This window comes from Labrenzia sp. ATLA3 (genome assembly GCF_057180185.1).
Genome location: NZ_JBXUKV010000003.1, coordinates 156,916 through 177,014, shown reverse-complemented (window position 1 = coordinate 177,014; position 20,099 = coordinate 156,916). Strand labels below are relative to the sequence as shown.

Below are 20,099 nucleotides of genomic sequence, written 5' to 3'. Positions count from 1 at the left end.
TCAGTTCAATATCTGGTTGAGCAGGTTCTGTACGAGACCCGGGGTGTTCGCCATCTCGTTTCCGGACTGGGAATATTCGACCATGGAGCCCGCGTAAAGCTTCGCGTTTTCCACTCCGGCCACTTCGGACACCGCAAACCAGTGAGCCGCGGCCCAATGGCCGGTGTTGCAGAAGGAAACCGTATCCTTGCCGTCTTTCACACCAAGCGAGGCCTTCAGCGCGGCAGGATCGATGGCGGTCGACATGGCCGGCGAGCCATCCTTGAAGAAAGCCGTATAGGTATGGTTGATGGCGGTCGGCAGGGTCCCCGGACGCGCTGCCGCATCATGCGCTTTCTTGCCGTTGAAGAAGTCAGCCGGGCGGGCATCAACCAGAAGCGCGTCCGACTCGCCTGCAGCCACAGCGGCAACGTCTGCCGTGGTGGCAAGCCAGGTGTCGTCAAACGTCAGGTCCAGCTCGCTCGGAAAGGCGGATTCTGCCGTGGAGTTGACCGGCAGGCCCGCCGCTTTCCAGGATTCCAGACCGCCGTTCAGGATCGACAGATCGGTGAAGCCGGTGGACTTCAGGGTCCAGTAGACACGCGCTGCCGAGCCGAAGTCCGTATCGGTCTTGCCTTCGGACAAGATGACGATGGGGGTGTCCTGTTCCAGCCCGAGCTCTTCCAGTTCGGCTTCCAGCTTTTCGACATCCACAAGACCGCCTGGATTTTCAGCCGGTCCGCGGAACATGCGGTAGGGGGCAAACAGGGCGCCGTCGGCATGGCCCTTCTCGTATCCGGCATTGCGGATGTCCAGAAGCACCGGCTCCACGGTGTCCAGCGACGCGGACAGCTCGGCGGGCTCTACCAGCGGGCCGAAGGTTGCGGCAGCGGCGGATGTGGCGAGGCTTGCAGTCATCGCCAATGCGAGAGCGAGATGTTTCATCGGTTCGGCCTTCCTGGTGCGCGATGGCCTTGCAGCCAGACGCTTCAATTCAATTGCCGAATTTTAGGAAGTTCTCCGTCACGGAGCGTGGGATGGCATTTCAAACTTGGTGGGCGGATTGACATATTAAACCAAGGCGCAGAAGTGGCTTGGCAATTGGTTGCGGGGCAGGCTTGCGGATTGCCGCAAGTCTTCTGGTTTGCCGGCGCCATAAGTGGGGCCCTGAAAACCTGAGAAGGGAAACCCAAACCTCATCCTGAGGAAGCGCGAAGCGCTGTCTCGAAGGTTGGCGGCAGACTTCGGAGCAAGCAGCCCATCCTTCGAGACGCCGCTAACGCGGCTCCTCAGGATGAGGCGCAAAGGAAACTGGCCTTGAAAAAGCAAAAAGCCCGGGACGCTGCCCGGGCTTTTTCTGGTTTTTTCAAATCGGGCTTATGCCGATTCCTTGTTCGCCGCGCGGTCGGCGCGCTTGCGCTCATGCGGGTCGAGGATGGCCTTGCGCAGACGGATGGAGTCCGGTGTGACTTCCACCAGCTCGTCGTCTGCGATGTAGGAGAGTGCCGCTTCCAGGGTCAGCTTCTTCGGCGTGGTCAGCTTGACCGCGTCGTCCTTGCCGGCCGAGCGGATGTTGGTGAGCTGCTTACCCTTCAGGACGTTCACTTCCAGGTCGTTGCCGCGGGTGTGCTCGCCGATGATCATGCCCGGATACACCTTTGTGCCCGGATCGATCATCATCGGGCCGCGGTCTTCCAGGTTGAACAGCGCATAGGCAACGGCTTCACCGGTGCCGTTGGACAGGAGCACGCCGGTATGGCGGCCCTGGATCGGTCCCTTGTGCGGCTCGTAGCCATGGAACAGGCGGTTGAAGATCGCGGTGCCGCGGGTGTCCGACATAAGTTCGGACTGATAGCCGATGAGGCCACGCGTCGGAGCGTGGAACACCAGACGGGTGCGGCCACCGCCGGACGGCTTCATTTCCAGAAGGTCGGCCTTGCGTTCCTGCAGTTTCTGAACAACGACGCCGGAATGTTCTTCATCAACGTCGATGATGACTTCCTCGATCGGCTCCAGGCGGTTGCCGGCATCGTCATACTGATAGACAACGCGCGGACGGCCGACGCCGAGTTCAAAACCTTCGCGACGCATGTTCTCGATCAGGATCGCCAGCAGAAGTTCGCCGCGTCCGGAAACGACAAATGCGTCCGGCTCAGCGGTGTCTTCAATCTTCAGTGCGACGTTGCCTTCGGCTTCCTTCTTCAGACGGTCGCGGATAACGCGGGACTGAACCTTGGAGCCTTCGGTGCCGGCCAGCGGGCTGTCGTTGACCCGGAAGGTCATGGACAGTGTCGGCGGATCGATTGGCTGTGCCTGCAGGGATTCGGTGACCGACGGTGCACACAGCGTGTCGGCAACGGTTGCCTTGGTCAGGCCTGCGATGGCGACGATGTCGCCGGCTTCACCTTTTTCGATCGGCTGGCGTTCCAGGCCCCGGAAAGCGAGGATCTTGGAGATGCGGCCGTTTTCCACCAGGCTGCCGTCACGGGCAAGCGCCTTGATCGGCATGTTCGGCACAGCGGTGCCGGATACGATGCGGCCGGTCAGGATGCGGCCCAGGAACGGGTCGGCTTCGATGGTGGTCGCCAGAATGCGGAAATCGCCCGGCTCGGCTTCCGGCGGCGATACCTTGTCCAGAACCATGTCGAAGAGCGGATCCATGCTGTCCTGCGGGCCGGTCGGCTCCAGCGCCATCCATTCCTGTTTGGCAGAGCCGTAGAGGACCGGGAAGTCGAGCTGGTCTTCATTGGCGTCGAGGGCTGCGAACAGGTCGAACACTTCGTCCAGCACTTCATCGGCGCGCTGTTCCGGCTTGTCGATCTTGTTGATCGCGACGATCGGCTTCAGGCCGAGCTTCAGTGCCTTGCCGAGCACGAACTTGGTCTGCGGCATCGGGCCTTCGGCGGCATCCACCAGAAGGATCACGCCGTCGACCATATGCAGGATGCGCTCGACCTCGCCGCCGAAGTCGGCGTGGCCCGGAGTGTCGACGATGTTGATGCGGGTGTCTTTCCAGACCAGGGAGGTGACCTTGGCCAGAATGGTGATACCGCGCTCACGCTCGATGTCGTTGGAGTCCATCATCCGTTCTTCGGTGCGCTGGTTGTCGCGGAACGCGCCGGATTGCTTCAGCAGAACGTCGATAAGGGTGGTTTTGCCATGGTCAACGTGCGCTATGATGGCAATATTGCGAAGTTTCATGAGTGGCTCCAAAAGACAGAACGGGCCCTTGGGGACCCGCAGCTTGTCTGGAAGTTGAATTGCTATGGATCGGCATCCATGCCGAATTTGGCGCCTTTATACGTGGCGCGAGGGAATTGTGCAATGCAATGTCACATCTACGCATTGACAGAGCTTCCAGAAGAGCCGTATTCGTAAGGTAACCTTACTAAAATGGGGCGGCGATGGCACTTCCAACTCCGAATGTCGGTGTTACCATGCTGGTTGTTGATCTGGCGCGGTTGTTGCGGCGGAACTTCGAAGCGGAACTATCCAAGGTTGACACTGGTCTGACTGCCGGAGAAGCGCGTACGCTGTTTTATGTTTGGCGTCTGCCAGGTCAACGGCAAGCCGTTCTGGCAGACGCGATGTACGTCGAGCCGATGACCCTTGTCGGTTATCTCGACACGCTCGAAAAAGCCGGATTGATCAAACGTTGTCAGGACCCGAAAGACCGCCGGGCCAAGATAATCGAGCTGACGCCGTTGGCCGATCCGTTGCTTGACAGAATTGGGACTGCCCTTCAGCAAGTGCGCTCAAAGGCGCTTGAGGGAATTCCCGCGGATCAAGGACCGATACTGGAAGCACTTCTGCAGACGATGAAGGACAGCCTGCTGCAGGAGGTTTCCAAAGGGAAACAGAAATGACTGCCGATAGCTCTATCATGAGCGCAAGACGCACTTCACTGCTTGGGGCCGGGCTCGTTGCCATCGGCCCCATTTCAATGGCGCTTTACACACCGGCCATGCCGGCCCTCGTCGAAGCCTTCGGCACCACCGATTCAGCGGTCAAGCTTACCCTGACGGCCTATTTTGCCGGTTTTGCCGTCACGCAGCTCGTGTGCGGGCCGCTGACCGACGCTTTCGGACGCAAACCGGTCACGATTGCCTTCCTGATCCTGTATCTCGTCTCAAGCGTGCTGGCGACTTTCTCGCCAACTGTCGAATTCATGGTGTTCGCCCGTGCGCTTCAGGGTGTCGGCGCTGCGGTTGGTATCGCGGTGTCGCGCGCCATCGTTCGCGACCAGTTTACCGGTCAGGCTTCCGCCAAGATCATGAATACGATTGCGATGATGCTGGCGCTTGGTCCGGCGATCTCGCCCACAATCGGCGGCATCGTGCTGGAGCTGTTCGGCTGGCAGGAAGTGTTCTGGTGCATGGTGATCTACGGCGCCCTGCTCATGGTTGCCGTGCTTGTGTTCCAGGTCGAAACCAATCCAAAGCCGGGCAAGCATCACCTCAATCCGCGGCAACTTGCGGTCAATTATATGACCTTGCTGAAGGACCCGAGGTTCCTCGCGCCAAGTCTTCTCATCGGTTTTGGGCTCGGCAATCTTTACGCGCTCGCGACCGTTCTGCCCTTCATCCTGATCTATGAAGTCGGCCTGACACCGTCCGCCTTCGGGCTGACCATGATCATCCAGTCGGGTTCGTTCATCGCAGGCACCATTTTGACCGGCCGTCTGCTGCGCTACTTCGAAGCGCGCAAGCTGGTGCCCTATGGTCTCTCTCTGTGGGTCGTGGCATCAACGCTGATGTGTTACGTCACGCTGACCCATGAGCCGACAATCCTGACGGTGATGGGGCCGGTGGCGTTGTTCACATTCTCGCTGGCCCTGGTTCTGCCGGCCAGCTTTACCGACTCCATGGCGCCTTTCCCGCATATTGCCGGCTCGGCGTCTTCCATGCTCGGCTTCCTTCAGTTCGGCGGCGGCATCGTCGCCAGCCTGGCAATTGCCGCGCTTGGCGAACCGATCCTTGGCCTCGCCTTCATTCTGCCGGGCATGCCCATCGTCGGAATCATTTTTCATCTGTTCCTGCGCAGCCAGATCCGCCAGCCAGCGGCAGCGGAGTAGACGCGCGGGTCGCTTCCCGTCGCCCTTATCTTCCGATCCCTTTCCGTCCTTGCCGGAGGTTGCGGAAACGGCGCGGCTGGCTGGGAGAGTGGAAAAATCAAACGGGCCGGTTTCCCGGCCCGCTCTTTGTCTGAAAAACTCAGATCAGGCCTTGCGAACCGGATCCAGCGTGACGGCGTGCAGTTCGACGTCGTCACGATCCATCAGGCGGACGGTGAGCTGTTCGCTCTGGCCGTCGATGTCGACCAGGCCGAAGAACTGCAGTCCCATTGACGGGGGCAGGTTGGCGCCCTGTTCGGAAGTCGGAGCCTTGATGTATTTCAGTTCCGGACCGAAGGTCATGTCGAGATCATTCGGGCCGAAGGTGCCGGCGTGGATCGGGCCGGACACGAATTCCCAGAAGGGCTTGAAGTCCTGGAACTGGGCCCTGTCCGGATTGTAGTAATGCGCCGCCGTGTAATGGACGTCGGCCGTCAGCCAGACGATGTTGTCGATGTCGGCCGTCTTGATGAAGCGCAGCAGATCGGCGAATTCCAGTTCGCGGCCTTTCGGAGCGCCATGATCGCCATTGGCGACCGCTTCGGCACCTTCCTGCTCTTTCCAGTTGTCCCAGACGATCAGGCCGATTGGCATGTCGCAGGCGATGACCTTCCAGGTGGCGTTGGAATTCACCAGTTCACGCTTAAGCCAGGCAAGCTGCTCGGCGCCGAGGATCCGGGACGCCGGCGTCATGCTGTCTTCCATCGAAGCGCCGTTCGGGCCGCGATAGGAGCGCAGATCCAGGAAGAACACGTCCAGCAATGGACCATAGGCGATCTTGCGGTAGACGCGGCCAGGTTCAGCCGGTGTGTAGCGGATCGGGGTCAGTTCGTGGAAAGCCCGACCTGCACGGGCGGCCAGCAGGTGGATGTTCTTTTCGCTGTAACGATCGTCGGACAGGAGATCCTTGGAGGAAGACCAGTTGTTGACGACTTCATGGTCGTCCCACTGGAAGAACGTCGGAACTTCCGCGTTGAACGCCTTGAGGTTCTCGTCCAGAAGGTTGTATTTCCACTGGCCGCGATATTCGTCCAGCGTTTCTGCAACCTTGGATTTTTCTTCCGTGACGATGTTCTTCCAGACGGTCCCGTCCTTCAGCTCGACGGTTTCCTTCACCGGGCCATCGGCATAAATCGTGTCGCCGGAGTGGATGAAGAAGTCCGGCTGATGCTTTGCCATGGTGGCGTAGGTCTTCAGACCGCCGCGGTCGGTATCGATGCCCCAGCCCTGGCCAACAGTGTCGCCAGACCAGGCGAAGCGGATGTCGCGGCGGGAGGCGGGCGCCGTGCGGAATCGGCCGGTCATCGGCTCGGACACCGCATTGACGTCGTTCAGGTCGGCAAAGGCGACGCGGTAGAAGATGTCCTGATCGGACGGCAGATTTTCAATGAGCCGTTTGACGGCGAAATCCGAATCGGGAAGCGCATTGATCGGGGCGAGCCGGCGCGGCGATTCGAAAGCGCCGGTGGTGTCGACTTCCACAAGCATTCTGGCGGGGCGGTCCGAGCGGGCCCAGATCATGCCGGAATTGCCGTCAACGTCGCCGGATTGCAGGCCATGGGTGATCTGCGGGCGCGAGGCGGCGCGGGACAGGCCAGGCATGGCCAGCGGCGAAGCCAGCACCAGACCGGTGGCAGCAGATGATTTCAGGAAATTGCGTCGAGAAACTTTTGAAGGCATTTTCAAGCTCCGTGGCTGGGGACCGCGGGGGCGAGTCCCTTGGCGAAACATCTGGTGCTGAAGCTCCGTGACAGACGCATGTCTGTTCCAAGACCGTTTCCCGAATTTTTGATGACGGTGTGTCCGGATTGCCGAAAACCGCTACGGAACGATTGAACCTCCAAATTGCTTCCAAATCGTGATCGTCCACAGCCCTGCGATGGGGCAAGGCAGGGCGAGGTCGCATTGGTGCCGCTTGACCGTCGGTGTCAGACGGGCCAAACACGTGCCTGACCGTCAAAAGGACGCCATGATGCCGAGCCCGACAGCCTATGAACCGCCGCGTTTCGACGCTGGAAGCCAACGTCCCCACGTGATGGGGATCCTGAATGTGACCCCGGATTCCTTTTCCGATGGTGGGCGCCACGCCAATGCGGATGCCGCCTTGAAGCGCGCGCAGGAAATGATTCTGGAAGGCGCCGATATTCTGGACGTTGGCGGCGAAAGCACGCGGCCGGGTTCGGAACCGGTGCCGCTGGATCTGGAGTGGTCGCGGCTCGATCCGATCCTGGATCAGGTAATCGCAATGGGCACGCCGGTCTCCATCGACACCTACAAGGCGGAGATCGCGCGCCGGGCTTGCGCGGCAGGGGCACTCATCATCAATGATGTGTGGGGCCTGCAAAAGGACCCGGCGATGGCGGACGTCGTTGCCGAGGCAGGCGTGCATGTGGTCATGATGCATAACCGTCTTGCTGCCGACGCCGGACTGGACATTCTTTCTGACATCGACCGGTTCTTCGAAACCTCGATGGACCTGGCGGAAAAGGCCGGGATTGCGCGGGAAAAGCAGATCCTTGATCCTGGTTTCGGTTTCGGCAAGACCATCGATCAGAATTTCATTGTTCTGAACCGCTTCGAAACGCTTAGGAAACATGGTCTGCCGCTTTTGGCTGGCGCGTCGCGCAAGCGCATGATCGGCGCCGTGCTGGAAGCGGAGACGGAGGACCGGCTGTTCGGATCCGTTGCCGTCCACATGACGGCCATGTTGAAGGGCGCTGCCATCGTGCGGACGCATGACGTAAGTCCACATGCCGATTGCGCGCGTATGATCGAGGCAACCCGCCTGGAACGGAACCCTGTCGAATGAATGCTGAAAGTGCGATGGCCGATGCCCCGACCCGCTGTGCGCTCGGGCTTGGATCCAACCTTGGAGATCCGAAGGCCAATCTGGACGAAGCCATCCGCCGCCTGGAGGCGACACCCGGCATCATGCTGGTGTCCCGCTCCTCCGACTACAGGACGCCGCCCTGGGGCCCGGTGCCGCAGGATGATTTCCGCAATTGCTGCGCGGTGATCGATACCAGCTTGAGCCCGCAGGCCTTGTTGCAGCGATGCCTGGAGATCGAGGCCGAACTGGGTCGGGTGCGCGATGTGCGCTGGGGACCGCGGACGCTGGATATCGATGTTCTGATCTATGGCCTGCAAAGGGTTGCCGAAAACAACCTCGAAATCCCGCACCCGCGCATGGGCGACCGCGCCTTCGTTCTCATCCCGCTCGCCGAAATCTGGCCCGACGCCCCCCTCGGCGACGGCCGCACCGCGATGGAGGCACTGGAAAGCTGTCCGGATCAGGAGGGGGTTGTGAGGCTGGACGGGTGATTTGTTGATGCGTATGCGGCGGTCCTAATCCCGCTTCCTTTGGAAAATTTCAACCAAACACGTCCTAAACTGTCGCAAGCGGGGCGCACTTCATGTCCTCCATTTACAGTCGGCATGTCGTTGCAGGGGGCAAGGTTGTGATTGGCAAGGTCAGACAGTTCTATCTGGGAATGCTCAGGTCGGAGGATCTGAGTACCCGCTTTGCCGGGCCACTTTTCGTATTCATTCTGCTTTCCACTTCACTGCTTCTCCTTGCATCCTGGCTTTACGACGACGGCGGCGCATTTACCTTCGCGCAAAGTGTCGGTGTTGCGGAAAACGAGGATTTCGCCGCCTTCTACCGTGCTGGCGAGATGGCGCGGCTTGGCATTGCGTCCGATGCCTACGATTACTACAGGTTCACGGAGGCATTTTCAGAGAGCAACAAATTCCTGTTCTTCCTGAACCCTCCTCATGCCTTTCTGTTCTTCGAACCGCTCACGTACCTAGGTTATCCGGGGGCGAAAGCCGCCTTTATGGTGCTGAGTGTTTTTTGCCTGCTGATGTCCGTTCACATGATCCGGCTCAAGCTCGGTCTGTGGCCCTATGTCTTCGTGCTTCTGTCGAGCGGGGCTTTCTATTCGTTTCAGCTTTTGCAACTTGCTCCAATCACGACTTTCCTGCTTCTGTTCGCCCTGCTGTTTAGCCGGACGCGGCCAGTGCTGACGGGGCTCGCTCTGGCTGTGCTCACGATAAAGCCGCAGTACGGCGTTCTGGTGCCCGTCTTCCTTGCAGCCAATCGGGATTGGCGTGCCTTCGCTGTCGCCGCGCTCGGAACCTGTGGGCTGACGGCGCTGTCCGTCGCCGTCTACGGCCTCGAGGTCTGGCAGGCATTCTTTACGTCCTTGTCAAGTGGCGTGCATGCGGTCCAGTTCGAGGCGCTGCACAACATGATGGTAACGGTCGGGAATTCTGTCGGAAAATTCGGCGTGCAACCCGACCTCAGGAAGGCATTGCAACTGCTCGTCATGCCGGCTTTTGCGGTGGCTGTCTGGTTCCTTGCCCGCCGTCGCCCGAGGGAAGAGGCGGTGGCCTTCTGCCTGCTGGCAATGTGCCTGGCGGCACCATCTTTCCTGTTCTACGACTGGTTGATCTACGCGATGGCCCTGCTTCTGCTGGTCAAGGTCAGACCTCATTGGCCGGTGGGCCTTCAGGCCGCCGCCGGGCTGCTCTGGTCCGCGCCTGTCCTGCACGACATTGCCGAAAAGTATGACGCCACCGCGGCGTTCTACTTCTCAGGTTCGATTTTGTTCCTGGCTGTTCTGGTTCTGGCACTCGCCTGTTGCTGCTTCAGGAACGCCCCATCAGCAGGCAGAGTCGCTGGGTGTCAGAAGCCTATGGTGCAAGCACCATAGGGCCAGAGCTCCAAATCCGGGCTACTCCGTCGGTTGGCTCTAACAAAGTCCGATAAAGCTCTCCATGTGGAATCGGGCATTGTCCGGGGCCTGGCTATGGTCACGGCCGACAGGACAGGCTCGGCGGGCAAGGCAGCCGGTCCAGCAGGCCAGCATCCTGTCTTCCGAAAGGTGCGTCCGGCAGGCAGGAACGTCGTAGCCGGTTTCCAGCGACAGGGCCTCTGCCGGGCAGGTGGCGATACAGGGTTTGTCCTCGCAGGTCTCGCAGGGGCCGGGCAGACCGTCAGATGTTCCTGTCCAAAGTGGTTCACTGCTCAGAAAAGCTGCGCGGAAGCCGGCCCAGGGGCCGTAGGTGCGGTGGGCGAGGACGCCGAGGGGGCTTTGGGAGAAGCCGCCGCATTTCATCGCCCATTGCTGGAAGGGGTAATAGGGCGGGCCTTCGAACGGAAACACCGGTTCGTAGCCAGATGCCTCGGCAATCTCCAGAAGTGTGCGCCGCGTGTAGCGGTCAAGCGGGTCCGCTTGGCCGCTCCTGTATTCCGGACTTGCCGTTAGGTGCGGCCAGATTGATGGTCCGGTGCTTCCGATGAGCAGAAGGATTCGGGCCTGCTTGCCGCCGGCAAGAGGCGGAACGGCAACGGAGCCGTCCGGGGCAAAGCCGCCGAGCAATAAAAAACCGGCGGCAGCAAGGTCCTGTTCAAGGTTTGCTGTCGCCGGTCTTGTCATGTCAGACCTCAGCCGATCCGGTTGCGCTTGGCGAGGGTGCGCAGGCGCAGGGCGTTCAGCTTGATGAAGCCGGCAGCGTCCTTCTGATCGTAAGCGCCCTGGTCGTCCTCGAAGGTGACCAGCTCTTCGGAATAGAGCGAATAGGGCGAGGACCGGCCGACGAGAATGACGTTGCCCTTGTAGAGCTTCAGCTTGACGGAGCCGGTGACATGTTCCTGGCTCTTGTCGATCAGGGCCTGCAGCATCTCCCGTTCCGGAGAGAACCAGAAGCCGTTGTAGATCAGCTCGGCGTAGCGCGGCATCAGCTCGTCCTTCAGGTGCGATGCACCGCGGTCAAGCGTGATGGATTCCATGGCGCGGTGCGCCGTCAGAAGGATGGTGCCACCCGGCGTCTCATAGATACCGCGGCTCTTCATGCCGACGAAGCGGTTCTCGACCAAATCGAGGCGGCCGATGCCGTTGTCGCGGCCATAGTCGTTGAGTTTGGCAAAGAGGGTTGCCGGAGACATTTTCTCGCCGTTGAGGGAGACGGCGTCGCCCTTTTCGAAGCCGATTTCGATGTAGGTGACTTCGTCGGGAGCTTCAGTCGGGTCAACCGTGCGCTGGAACACGTAGTTCGGTGCTTCCTCGGCCGGGTCTTCCAGCACTTTGCCTTCCGAAGAGGAGTGCAGCATGTTGGCGTCGACAGAGAACGGAGCTTCGCCGAGCTTGTCTTTTGGAACCGGGATCTGGTTCTGTTCGGCGAATTCCAGAAGGTCCGTCCGGGATTTGAAGCTCCAGTCGCGCCAGGGGGCGATCACCTTGATATCCGGGTTCAGGGCGTAGGCGGACAGTTCGAAACGAACCTGGTCGTTGCCTTTGCCGGTTGCGCCGTGTGCAATGGCGTCGGCGCCGGTTTCCTCGGCAATCTCGATCAGGCGTTTGGAGATCAGCGGCCGGGCGATGGAGGTGCCGAGCAGGTAAACGCCTTCATAGACGGCATTGGCGCGGAACATCGGGAAGACGAAGTCGCGGATGAATTCCTCGCGCAAGTCGTCGATGTAGATTTCCTTGATGCCGAGCATTTCGGCTTTCTTGCGCGCCGGCTCCAGTTCCTCGCCCTGGCCGAGATCAGCAGTGAAGGTCACCACTTCGCAGCCCAGTTCGGTCTGCAGCCATTTCAGGATGATGGAGGTGTCGAGGCCGCCGGAATAGGCCAGCACGACTTTTTTGATGTCACCATGCGCCATTTTGGGAAAAATCCAGTTCGCTGTTCCTGGCGGTTGCCCGCCGATGAAAATTTGCGGCAATTTAGCCGGTTCTCTGGACGGCGCAAGCCCTGGAATGCACTCATTTCGTCGCGTTTGGGTCTACGCGGGTCGATCTGCCATATCGGAGATTTGCGGCGGGCGTCCGTTACCGTGCCGCGACCGTTTGCGCGGTTGGCTTGGCGCCGTATCGGGCCAGGAACATGTCGACGCTTTCCTCAATGATCCGTTCCATCTCGAGACGGGTGGTCACCCGGCCGCTGTGGATGTTGGGATAGAAGGAATGGGCCTTGATCAGTCCAAGAAACTGGCTTGCGGCCAGGGCCGGATCGGTGGCGGTGAGCTTGCCTTCGCGGGTGGCGCGTTCCATGAACTCTGTAAAGACGGAGATCTTGGTCATGCGGCTGTCCATATCGGCGGCAAGGGCCGGGTCGCGGATCGTTTCGCTCATGACCATACGGGCCAGGCTCATGAAGCAAGGGTTGATCATGAGTTCGCCTTCCGCCCAGCCCAGGCGCACCAGGGCGTCGCGAATGGGGGCTGCCGGGTCGTAGGAGACTTCAAGCGCCGAGTTGATCTGGTCGGCAAGGCACTGGTTGATCTCCTTGAAAAGCACGTCCTTGCTTTCAAAGTGATTGTAAACCGTGCGCTTGGAAACGTGGGCTCGCTCGGAAATCCGGTCCATGCTGGCTCCGGCATAACCCTTTTCCTGAAACTCCGCGATTGCAGCCTGAACGATCTGCTTCTTCTTCTGATCCGATACGGACATTATCTACTCATATAGACCCCGTTGCATTATCTGCCGGTTGACAGGCCCCCGCCTCTTTAATCCCAAAATTCGCGCCCTATGTAAACTCTGGCGTTTACAGATGTGCAGTTACGAACTAAACTGCACGGTGTAGTTTACTTCCTTTAGCCAGATTTGGCCAGCCAAAGGAGACGCCTCCTCATGTCAGTGACATTAAAAATCAACGGGGAAACGCGCACGCTCGACGCGGATCCCGAAAGTCCCCTGTTGTGGGCTTTGCGAGACGAACTGGGAATGACGGGGACGAAGTTCGGTTGCGGCATCGCCTCTTGCGGTGCCTGCACGGTTCACTGGGACGGAGTCCCGATCCGCTCCTGCCAGACGTTCGTCGGTGACCTTGAAGGTGCCGAAATCACGACAATCGAAGGTATTGACAGCAAGGCGGCAACCGCCGTGCAGGCCGCCTGGAACGAGCTGGACGTGCCGCAATGCGGTTATTGCCAGTCCGGCCAGATCATGGCCGCGACAGCCTTGCTTGCCGAAACGCCCAAGCCGACCGACGAGGACATCGACGCCGCCATGGATGGCAACGTGTGCCGTTGTGCCACCTACGCCCGGATCCGCAAGGCCATCCACCTTGCCTCAGACAAGATGGAGGCCTGAGCCATGCTGCATCTCTTGCAACAACCGCTGGCAGCCGCGACGCCGACCCGGCGCAGCTTCCTGAAGATATCTGCCGGTGCCGTCGGCGGTCTCGTGCTTGCCATGAACCTGCCGCGCTCGGCCGCATTGGCCGCTGAGGGCGAGTTCATCCAGCCGTTCGTTCACATCCGTCCGGACAACACGGTCGTGGTGATTTCCAAGCACTTCGACATGGGGCAGGGGACGGCCAGCGGTCTGAGTACCCTGGTCGCCGATGAGCTCGACGCCTCCTGGGAGCAGGTTCGCGTTGAATTCGCCCCGTCCAATCCGCAGGTTTATGCCAACACGCTGTTCGGCGTTCAGGGCACCGGCGGTTCCACGGCTATGGCCAACTCGTTCATGCAATACCGTCAGGCCGGTGCCGCGGCAAAGGCGATGATCGTTGCTGCTGCAGCAAAGGAATGGGGTGTGCCGGCTGGTGAGATCACCGTGTCGGGCGGCGTCGTTTCCCATGGTTCGGACAAGTCCGCGACCCTGGGTGAGCTGGCGGGTCTTGCCGCCAACGAGGACGTTCCGGCAGAACCGGTGCTGAAGACACCGGACCAGTGGGTCTATATCGGCAAGTCCTTCCCGCGTCTTGACGTCAAGAACAAGACCGTGGGGGCTCCGAAGACCTATACGATGGATTTCCAGCGCGACGATCTGCTGGTTGCCGTCGTTGCCCGCTCGCCCCGCTTTGGCGGCAAGGTGAAGTCGTTCGATGCCACCGAAGCCAAGAAGGTGCCGGGTGTCGTCAATGTGCTGCAGATCCCGAATGGGGTCGCGGTGATTGCAAAGTCGACCTGGCCGGCGATCAAGGGCCGGTCCCTGCTTGAGATCGAGTGGGACGACGCCGAGGCCGAGACCCGGTCCAGCGATGCGATGATCACAGACCTCAAGGACATGACCACCAAACCGGGTGTGAAGGTTCGCGAGGACGGCGACGTCGATGCGGCCCTGGAAGCCTCTGCCAGGGTCATCGAAGCGGAATACGACTTCCCGTTCCTGGCCCATGGTGCCATGGAGCCACTGGATATCGCCATGATGTTCGACGGTGAAACAGCGGAATTCTGGTTCGCTTCCCAGATCCCGACCATCGACCATAACGTGGCGGCCACCGTGCTCGGCATTCCGTTCGAGAAGGTCAAGATCAACACCCTGTGGGCAGGCGGGTCTTTCGGGCGCCGGGCCCAAGCCGATGCGCATCCCGTCGTGGAAATCACCACGCTGGCCAAGGCCATGCAGGCTGCCGGCATGGCGCCGGCTCCGGTGAAGATCGTCTGGACGCGTGAGGACGACATGGCGGGCGGTTACTACCGTCCGATGTCGGCTCACCGGCTGCGGGTCGGGCTTGACGAGCAAGGCAACGTGACGGCGTTCAAGTACAACATCGCGGCCAAGTCCATCGTCAAGGGAACGCCTTTCGAAGCCATGCTGATGAAGGATGGTGTCGACCACAACATGACAGAAGGCGCGCATGACACCACTTATGCGTTTCCGCTCATGAACATGGATCAGTCCTTCCAGGAAACGCAGGTGCCGGTGCTGTGGTGGCGCTCGGTAGGGCATACCCACACGGCCTACGTCATGGAAACCATGGTCGACCGCCTGGCCAAGGAAGCCGGCAAGGACCCGGTTGCCTATCGTCTTGAGATGATCAAGGACGATCCGCGCAAGGTGGGCGTTTTGAAGCTGGCTGCCGAAAAGGCCGGCTGGGACACCCCGCTGCCCGAGGGGCGTCATCGCGGCGTCGCCGTGCACAAGTCCTTCGGCTCCTATGTGGCGGAAGTTGCGGAAGTCTCGTTCCGCGACGACGGCACGGTGAAGGTGGAAAAGGTGACGGCGGCGGTCGACTGCGGCACGCCGATTAACCCGGACAATATCCGGGCGCAGGTCGAAGGCGGCATCGGCTACGGTCTTGGTGCTATCCTGCGTAATCAGGTGACGCTTGCGGACGGGGTTGTCGAAGAAACCAACTTCGACACCTACGAGCCGCTCCGCATGTCCGACATGCCGGAGATCGAGGTTCATATCGTTTCCTCGAACGAAGCGCCAACCGGTATCGGGGAACCTGGCACTCCGCCGATCGGTCCGGCCGTTGCCAATGCGATCGCCGCTGCAAAGGGCGAATGGGCAACCAGCCTGCCGCTGGCAAAGGCCGGTCTGGTCTGAGCCTTCAGGACAGCGCACGAGAAAGGCCGCCTGCGGGCGGTCTTTTTTCGGATTGCCTTGATTTCATCTGATCAACAAAAAACGGCGGCTCCAAGGGCCGCCGTTTTTTCGTTCAGGAGGAAAGGGGCCTCAGGAAGCCGCCAGAGCCTCGCGGTCCTTCTTGCGCATGCGCTCGGATGCCGATTTCAGCTGGCCGCAGGCGGCGAAGATATCACGGCCGCGCGGCGTTCTGATTGGTGAGGCATACCCGGCGCGGTTGACGATGTCGGCGAATTCCTCGATCCGCTCCCAGTCGGAGCATTCGTAATCGGTGCCCGGCCACGGGTTGAACGGGATCAGGTTGATCTTGGCCGGAATGCCCTTGAGCAGGCGTACCAGCTCCAGCGCGTCCTTGTTGCTGTCGTTGACGTCCTTCAGCATCACATATTCGAAGGTGATGCGTTTGGCGTTGGACAGTCCCGGATACTGCCGGCAGGCGTCAAGCAGTTCCTTGATGTTCCATTTCTTGTTGATTGGCACAAGCACGTCGCGCAATTCGTCACGGACCGCATGCAGCGAGATGGCCAGCATGCAGCCGATCTCTTCACCGGTGCGGAAGATGTCCGGCACGACGCCGGAGGTCGACAGGGTGATGCGGCGCTTGGAAAGCGACAGGCCGTCGCCGTCGGAAGCGATCAGCAGCGCCTTCTTGACGTTGTCGAAATTGTAGAGCGGCTCGCCCATGCCCATCATGACGATGTTGGTCACCAGCCGGCCTTCGGACGGCACGATGGCGCCCTGAGGGGTGTCCGCATGCGGAAAATCGCCCAGCCGGTCACGGGCAATCAGGATCTGCGACAGAATTTCTTCAGCCGTCAGATTGCGGACCATCTTTTGCGTGCCCGTGTGGCAGAAGGTGCAGGTCAGCGTACAGCCGACCTGGGAAGAAACGCAGAGCGTGCCGCGACCTTCTTCGGGTATATAGACGGTTTCAACCTCCACAGGGCGGCCGGCGCTGCGTGCGGGAAAGCGGAACAGCCATTTGCGGGTGCCGTCAACGGAGATCTGCTCGGACACGATTTCCGGGCGGGCAATCGTGAAGGCCTCGGCCAGCTTCTGGCGCAGGTCCTTGGCGATATTCGTCATCAGCGAAAAGTCGGAAACGCCGCGCACATAAAGCCAGTGCCAGAGCTGGGACGCACGCATGCGCCACTGTTTCTGCGGCACGCCGATGGTTCCGAGCGCTTCGCCCAGTTCTTCGCGCGACAGGCCGATCAGCGTCGGCTTGTCTTCGCCGGGCAGAACGGCGCCGGCTGCGGCTGAAACTGTTTGCGCGTTGGGATTGTCCCGCGCGATGTCGAGCGTAATTGCCATGTCGTGATCCGTAATCTCGTCCGGCAAGGTGTCTGAGCGTCTTGTAACAAGACGACGCGGTCGCCGGGCACCTGCCTCGCAGGACTGAATTCAAGCGCACCTAACACCACAAAAAGCGCCGAAAATCAAGTTTCTCGACGTGCAGGGGAGCTATGCAGAGGTGTTTTGGCCAAACGGAAATGGCCCGGAAAGGCTGTTGAGCCCGTCCGGGGTAAAGTCGAATTTGAGAGGAAACCACCTGCCGGCTTCGGCCTTTCGCCCTGCAAATGCAGGGGAAAGCCGGAGAAGCCGCTGCCTGAACGCGTTAGCGGCAGGCAGCGTTGGAATCGTCGATCGCGGCGGTGACGCCGGACAGAGAGAACTTGTAGGTGGTCTTGGTACCGCGGCTGGATTCGCCCGATACCGTCATTTCCCGGCCTGCCTTCATGGCAGCGACCAGTTGCGCTTCGGTTGCAGCGTTCTCTACCCAGGCCCCGTCATTGTTGGTGAAGAGCGTGAAGCCCTTGCCATCAATATCGACGCTGACCGAGGATTTATCCTTGAAAGGATAACCGACCAGCAGGCTCGGCTCGGACGAAACGCCTTCCGCCGGGCGTGTGGTCACGAAAAAGAACACGTCGCCGTGATTTCGATCCCCGGGAAGCAACGTGGTCGGTTTGGTGAGCGCGTAGCACACCTTGCCGCCACCGCTGGTCAGCGCATAGGCCGCCCAGTCCTTGTGCTGCTTCAGAAGTGTCGGGGTTTGTGCGAAAGCCGCTGCACTCGAAACGGCAAGACCTGCGATGGCCAGAACCAGCGATTTTGCTTTCATCATCTCCACACCGTTGGATTTGAGTTTCCGTCAAATTTAGTTCAATTGCCGTCTGACATATAAACCTTGCTTTAATGATAACTTAAAGCGGGTTACGAAAGGGTTGAAGCCCGGCAATTGTTTTTCTGTTTTCGGTGCGTGCACCAACCTAACCGCTTTGCGTTTAATCGCGGCAACAGTGTGGCAGGCCTGCTTGACCCCCTTTCGAATTATGCCGAACCTGCTAAAGAAGATGTATCGGCAGGGGGGATTGATTGTCTTTGGCGCAGGTGCAGTATTTTTCCGATCTCATTGTCAAAGTGGCGAAAGACCGGGACAGGGCGGCTTTTATTGAGCTGTTCGATCACTTTGCGCCGCGCCTGAAAGGCTATCTCATGAAGCAGGGGGCCGACGAGGCTCTTGCGGAGGAAGTCGCCCAGGACGTGATGATGACGTTGTGGCGCAAGGCGGATTTGTTCGATCCCAGAAAATCCAATGCCAGCACCTGGCTGTTTCGTGTCGCCCGCAACCGGCGGATCGACAGGATTCGCCGCCAGAAGTCCGCCGCGCTGGATCAGGAAGACCCGTCCCTGCAACCGACACCCTTGCCGGATATCGCCGAAGAAATGGATGCCCGGCTGCGGGAAGACCGCGTGCGTGCCGCTTTGTCGCAGCTCCCTGACGAACAGCGGAATGTCATTCGCCTGGCATTTTTTTCAGGTCAGTCGCATAGCGAAATTGCCGAAGAAACCGGCTTGCCCCTCGGGACGGTCAAATCGCGCATCAGGCTTGCCTTCGGACGCTTGCGCCAGCTTCTGGAAACCGACTCATCCGTGGATGTGGACTGATACCGTCCGGCTCAGGTTCCCGGAACCTTGCGGCCCGTGCGCATCACCGGGCCGCCGCTGACATGCTTCGGCCGTTCGATTTTCGGGGCACCTGCCGTGATGGAGCGATCCGCGTAGCGGCCGAGGGCCCGGTGGCGGTCATACATCACGATTGCGCCGGCCATGGCGACGTTGATACAGAATTTGGTCGGGATCTTCACCACGTGGTCGCAGCGTTCCAGCATCTGGGGCGACAGGGACCCGCGCTCGGGTCCCAGCACATAGGCTGCCTGTAACGGATGGCCGAAGCTTGGCAATTCGATTGATTCGTCCGTCAACTCGATGCCGACAAGCTGACAGCCCCTGGGCAGGTCCATGGTATCGACACTGTCCCAGGTGAAAACCGGCAGGTGGCCGGGGCTTTTGGAGGTGTCGGAGGGCGGCGCCTTGCGCAGCTTGTGGTCGGCATCCACCGTGAAGAAGAAATTGGCGCCGAACGCATGGGCGGAACGCATCAAGGTGCCCAGGTTCATCCGTTTGGAGAGGCCCTCGGCCCCGATTGCAAAGTATCCGCGCATCAGTTCGTCCGTTTTCGATCTGGCTGCCTCATAGCCGACTTTCGTCAGAGCTGAAAGTTCCGAGCTTATCCGGAAAGCCAATTCCCGACTTGAGCATGGCTTGCTAACGTCTCCGTCAACACAGCGCGACCGGCGCTTTGCCCCATTCAACCTCATGAGGATGCCGTGAAAGCCTGTCTTTGCAAAACCTTCGGCCCGCCGTCGGCTCTGGTTGTCGAAGAGATTGCCGATCCGGTTGCCGCACCGGGTGAGGTCGTGGTGCGGGTGAAGGCCTGCGCGCTCAATTTCTTCGATACGCTGATCATCAGGGGCAAGTACCAGTACAAGCCGGAGATGCCGTTTTCGCCAAGTGCCGAGTTTGCCGGTGTGGTCGAAACGGTCGGTGACGATGTCATGGGGGTTGCTGCCGGTGACAGGGTCATGGGCTATATGCGCTGGGGCGCGGCGCGGGAAAAAGTGGTGGTTGCCGCGGCTGATCTTGTTCCGTTGCCGGATGATATTTCCTTTGAAGTCGCGGCGGGTCTGACAGTGACCTACGGCACCACGCTGCATGCCTACCGTGACCGCGCCGGACTGAAGCCGGGCGAAACCGTTGCCGTTCTGGGTGCATCTGGAGGCGTCGGTCAGGCGGCGGTGGAAATTGCCGCGATCATGGGGGCTAAGGTGATTGCCTGCGCTTCATCGGAGGAAAAACTCGCCTTCGCCCGCTCGCTCGGTGCGCATATGACGGTCAACTATTCGGCTCAACCTCTCAAGGAAACCCTGAAGGAGCTGACCGGCGGCAAGGGTGTCGACGTCGTCTACGACCCGGTTGGCGGGGATCTTTCGGAGCAGGCGATACGGGCAACGGCCTGGGAGGGGCGGTTTCTGGTGATCGGCTTTGCCGCGGGTGACATCCCGAAGATCCCGCTCAATATCGTCATGCTGAAAGGCTGCGACATTCGTGGCGTCTTCTGGGGCGCTGCTCTCGACAAGGACCCGGATGGCCACCGTCGCAACATGAAAGAGCTTCTGACCTGGGTCGGCGAGGGCAAGCTGAAACCGCATATCCACGGGGTCTACCAGCTGGAAGAGACCCCTCAGGCGCTGGAGGAAATCGCTGCGCGCCGGGTGCAGGGCAAGGTGATTGTGACGCCTTGAGGTGCACGATGTCTTTGATGGACGGTGCGC

17 protein-coding genes and 1 pseudogene are annotated in these 20,099 nt (G+C 60.2%); 9 read left to right on the top strand and 9 right to left on the bottom strand.

Translation table 11 applies throughout. The annotated features are described in order from the left end of the window. A complete protein-coding gene (locus AC2A6O_RS08715; protein WP_498926487.1) occupies positions 1-924 on the bottom strand; it encodes a sulfurtransferase in 924 nt (307 codons plus the stop codon). A gap of 432 nt (positions 925-1,356) precedes the next feature. Further along, the gene (gene typA / locus AC2A6O_RS08710; RefSeq protein WP_498926486.1) at positions 1,357-3,180 is read right to left on the bottom strand and encodes a translational GTPase TypA; all 1,824 of its coding nucleotides are present in this window, start codon (positions 3,178-3,180) and stop codon (positions 1,357-1,359) included. A 203-nt stretch (positions 3,181-3,383) separates the two neighbouring features. Here typA and AC2A6O_RS08705 point away from each other — a divergent pair, with 203 nt between their 5' ends. Continuing rightward, the gene (locus AC2A6O_RS08705; RefSeq protein ID WP_498926485.1) at positions 3,384-3,845 is read left to right on the top strand and encodes a MarR family winged helix-turn-helix transcriptional regulator; all 462 of its coding nucleotides are present in this window, start codon (positions 3,384-3,386) and stop codon (positions 3,843-3,845) included. Further along, a complete protein-coding gene (locus AC2A6O_RS08700; protein ID WP_498926484.1) occupies positions 3,842-5,053 on the top strand; it encodes a multidrug effflux MFS transporter in 1,212 nt (403 codons plus the stop codon). The genes AC2A6O_RS08705 and AC2A6O_RS08700 overlap by 4 nt, the downstream gene beginning before the upstream one ends. Positions 5,054-5,197: 144 nt before the next feature. Here the strand turns inward: AC2A6O_RS08700 and AC2A6O_RS08695 are convergent, their stop codons facing one another. Further along, positions 5,198-6,772: an alkaline phosphatase D family protein gene (locus AC2A6O_RS08695; RefSeq protein ID WP_498926483.1), complete on the bottom strand. Its 1,575-nt coding sequence runs from the start codon at positions 6,770-6,772 to the stop codon at positions 5,198-5,200. A gap of 292 nt (positions 6,773-7,064) precedes the next feature. On the opposite strand from AC2A6O_RS08695, the gene folP reads away from it, so the two are divergent. From folP to AC2A6O_RS08680, 3 genes are all read left to right on the top strand, one after another. Then, the gene (folP, locus tag AC2A6O_RS08690; RefSeq protein WP_498927070.1) at positions 7,065-7,901 is read left to right on the top strand and encodes a dihydropteroate synthase; all 837 of its coding nucleotides are present in this window, start codon (positions 7,065-7,067) and stop codon (positions 7,899-7,901) included. Further along, positions 7,898-8,413 (top strand): 2-amino-4-hydroxy-6-hydroxymethyldihydropteridine diphosphokinase, encoded by a 516-nt coding sequence (folK, locus tag AC2A6O_RS08685; RefSeq protein WP_498926482.1) that lies wholly within the window; start codon positions 7,898-7,900, stop codon positions 8,411-8,413. The genes folP and folK overlap by 4 nt, the downstream gene beginning before the upstream one ends. A 92-nt stretch (positions 8,414-8,505) precedes the next feature. Next, on the top strand, positions 8,506-9,807 hold the full coding sequence (locus AC2A6O_RS08680) for a glycosyltransferase family 87 protein (protein WP_498926481.1): 1,302 nt from the start codon (positions 8,506-8,508) through the stop codon (positions 9,805-9,807). 39 nt (positions 9,808-9,846) lie between these two features. Here AC2A6O_RS08680 and AC2A6O_RS08675 read toward each other — a convergent pair whose 3' ends face one another. The 3 genes from AC2A6O_RS08675 to AC2A6O_RS08665 form a co-directional block, all read right to left on the bottom strand. Beyond that, positions 9,847-10,533 carry a hypothetical protein gene (locus AC2A6O_RS08675; RefSeq protein WP_498926480.1) on the bottom strand — a complete coding sequence of 229 codons (687 nt, stop codon included), beginning with the start codon at positions 10,531-10,533 and terminating at the stop codon, positions 9,847-9,849. Between the two features lie 8 nt (positions 10,534-10,541). Continuing rightward, positions 10,542-11,762 carry an argininosuccinate synthase gene (locus AC2A6O_RS08670; protein ID WP_148583617.1) on the bottom strand — a complete coding sequence of 407 codons (1,221 nt, stop codon included), beginning with the start codon at positions 11,760-11,762 and terminating at the stop codon, positions 10,542-10,544. A 166-nt stretch (positions 11,763-11,928) separates the two neighbouring features. Then, positions 11,929-12,549 (bottom strand): TetR/AcrR family transcriptional regulator, encoded by a 621-nt coding sequence (locus AC2A6O_RS08665; protein ID WP_148583616.1) that lies wholly within the window; start codon positions 12,547-12,549, stop codon positions 11,929-11,931. Between the two features lie 180 nt (positions 12,550-12,729). On the opposite strand from AC2A6O_RS08665, the gene AC2A6O_RS08660 reads away from it, so the two are divergent. Beyond that, positions 12,730-13,191, top strand: a complete 462-nt coding sequence (locus tag AC2A6O_RS08660) for a (2Fe-2S)-binding protein (RefSeq protein ID WP_148583615.1) — start codon at positions 12,730-12,732, stop codon at positions 13,189-13,191. A 3-nt stretch (positions 13,192-13,194) separates the two neighbouring features. Further along, positions 13,195-15,381, top strand: a complete 2,187-nt coding sequence (locus AC2A6O_RS08655; protein ID WP_498926479.1) for a xanthine dehydrogenase family protein molybdopterin-binding subunit — start codon at positions 13,195-13,197, stop codon at positions 15,379-15,381. 129 nt (positions 15,382-15,510) lie between these two features. Here AC2A6O_RS08655 and rlmN read toward each other — a convergent pair. Further along, positions 15,511-16,653 (bottom strand): annotated as a pseudogene (gene rlmN, locus AC2A6O_RS08650) (dual-specificity RNA methyltransferase RlmN); the annotation flags it as partial. 385 nt (positions 16,654-17,038) lie between these two features. Beyond that, positions 17,039-17,548 carry an invasion associated locus B family protein gene (locus AC2A6O_RS08645; RefSeq protein ID WP_148583612.1) on the bottom strand — a complete coding sequence of 170 codons (510 nt, stop codon included), beginning with the start codon at positions 17,546-17,548 and terminating at the stop codon, positions 17,039-17,041. 251 nt (positions 17,549-17,799) lie between these two features. Here AC2A6O_RS08645 and AC2A6O_RS08640 point away from each other — a divergent pair, with 251 nt between their 5' ends. After that, entirely contained in the window at positions 17,800-18,372 is a 573-nt protein-coding gene (locus AC2A6O_RS08640; RefSeq protein ID WP_148583611.1) for a sigma-70 family RNA polymerase sigma factor, read from the top strand. Between the two features lie 11 nt (positions 18,373-18,383). On the opposite strand, the gene AC2A6O_RS08635 is transcribed toward AC2A6O_RS08640, so the two are convergent. Next, positions 18,384-18,929 carry an RNA methyltransferase gene (locus tag AC2A6O_RS08635; protein ID WP_148583610.1) on the bottom strand — a complete coding sequence of 182 codons (546 nt, stop codon included), beginning with the start codon at positions 18,927-18,929 and terminating at the stop codon, positions 18,384-18,386. Between the two features lie 165 nt (positions 18,930-19,094). Here AC2A6O_RS08635 and AC2A6O_RS08630 point away from each other — a divergent pair, with 165 nt between their 5' ends. Continuing rightward, positions 19,095-20,069, top strand: coding sequence for an NADPH:quinone oxidoreductase family protein (locus AC2A6O_RS08630; protein WP_498926478.1), 975 nt, complete (start codon positions 19,095-19,097; stop codon positions 20,067-20,069). Positions 20,070-20,099 lie beyond the last annotated feature (30 nt).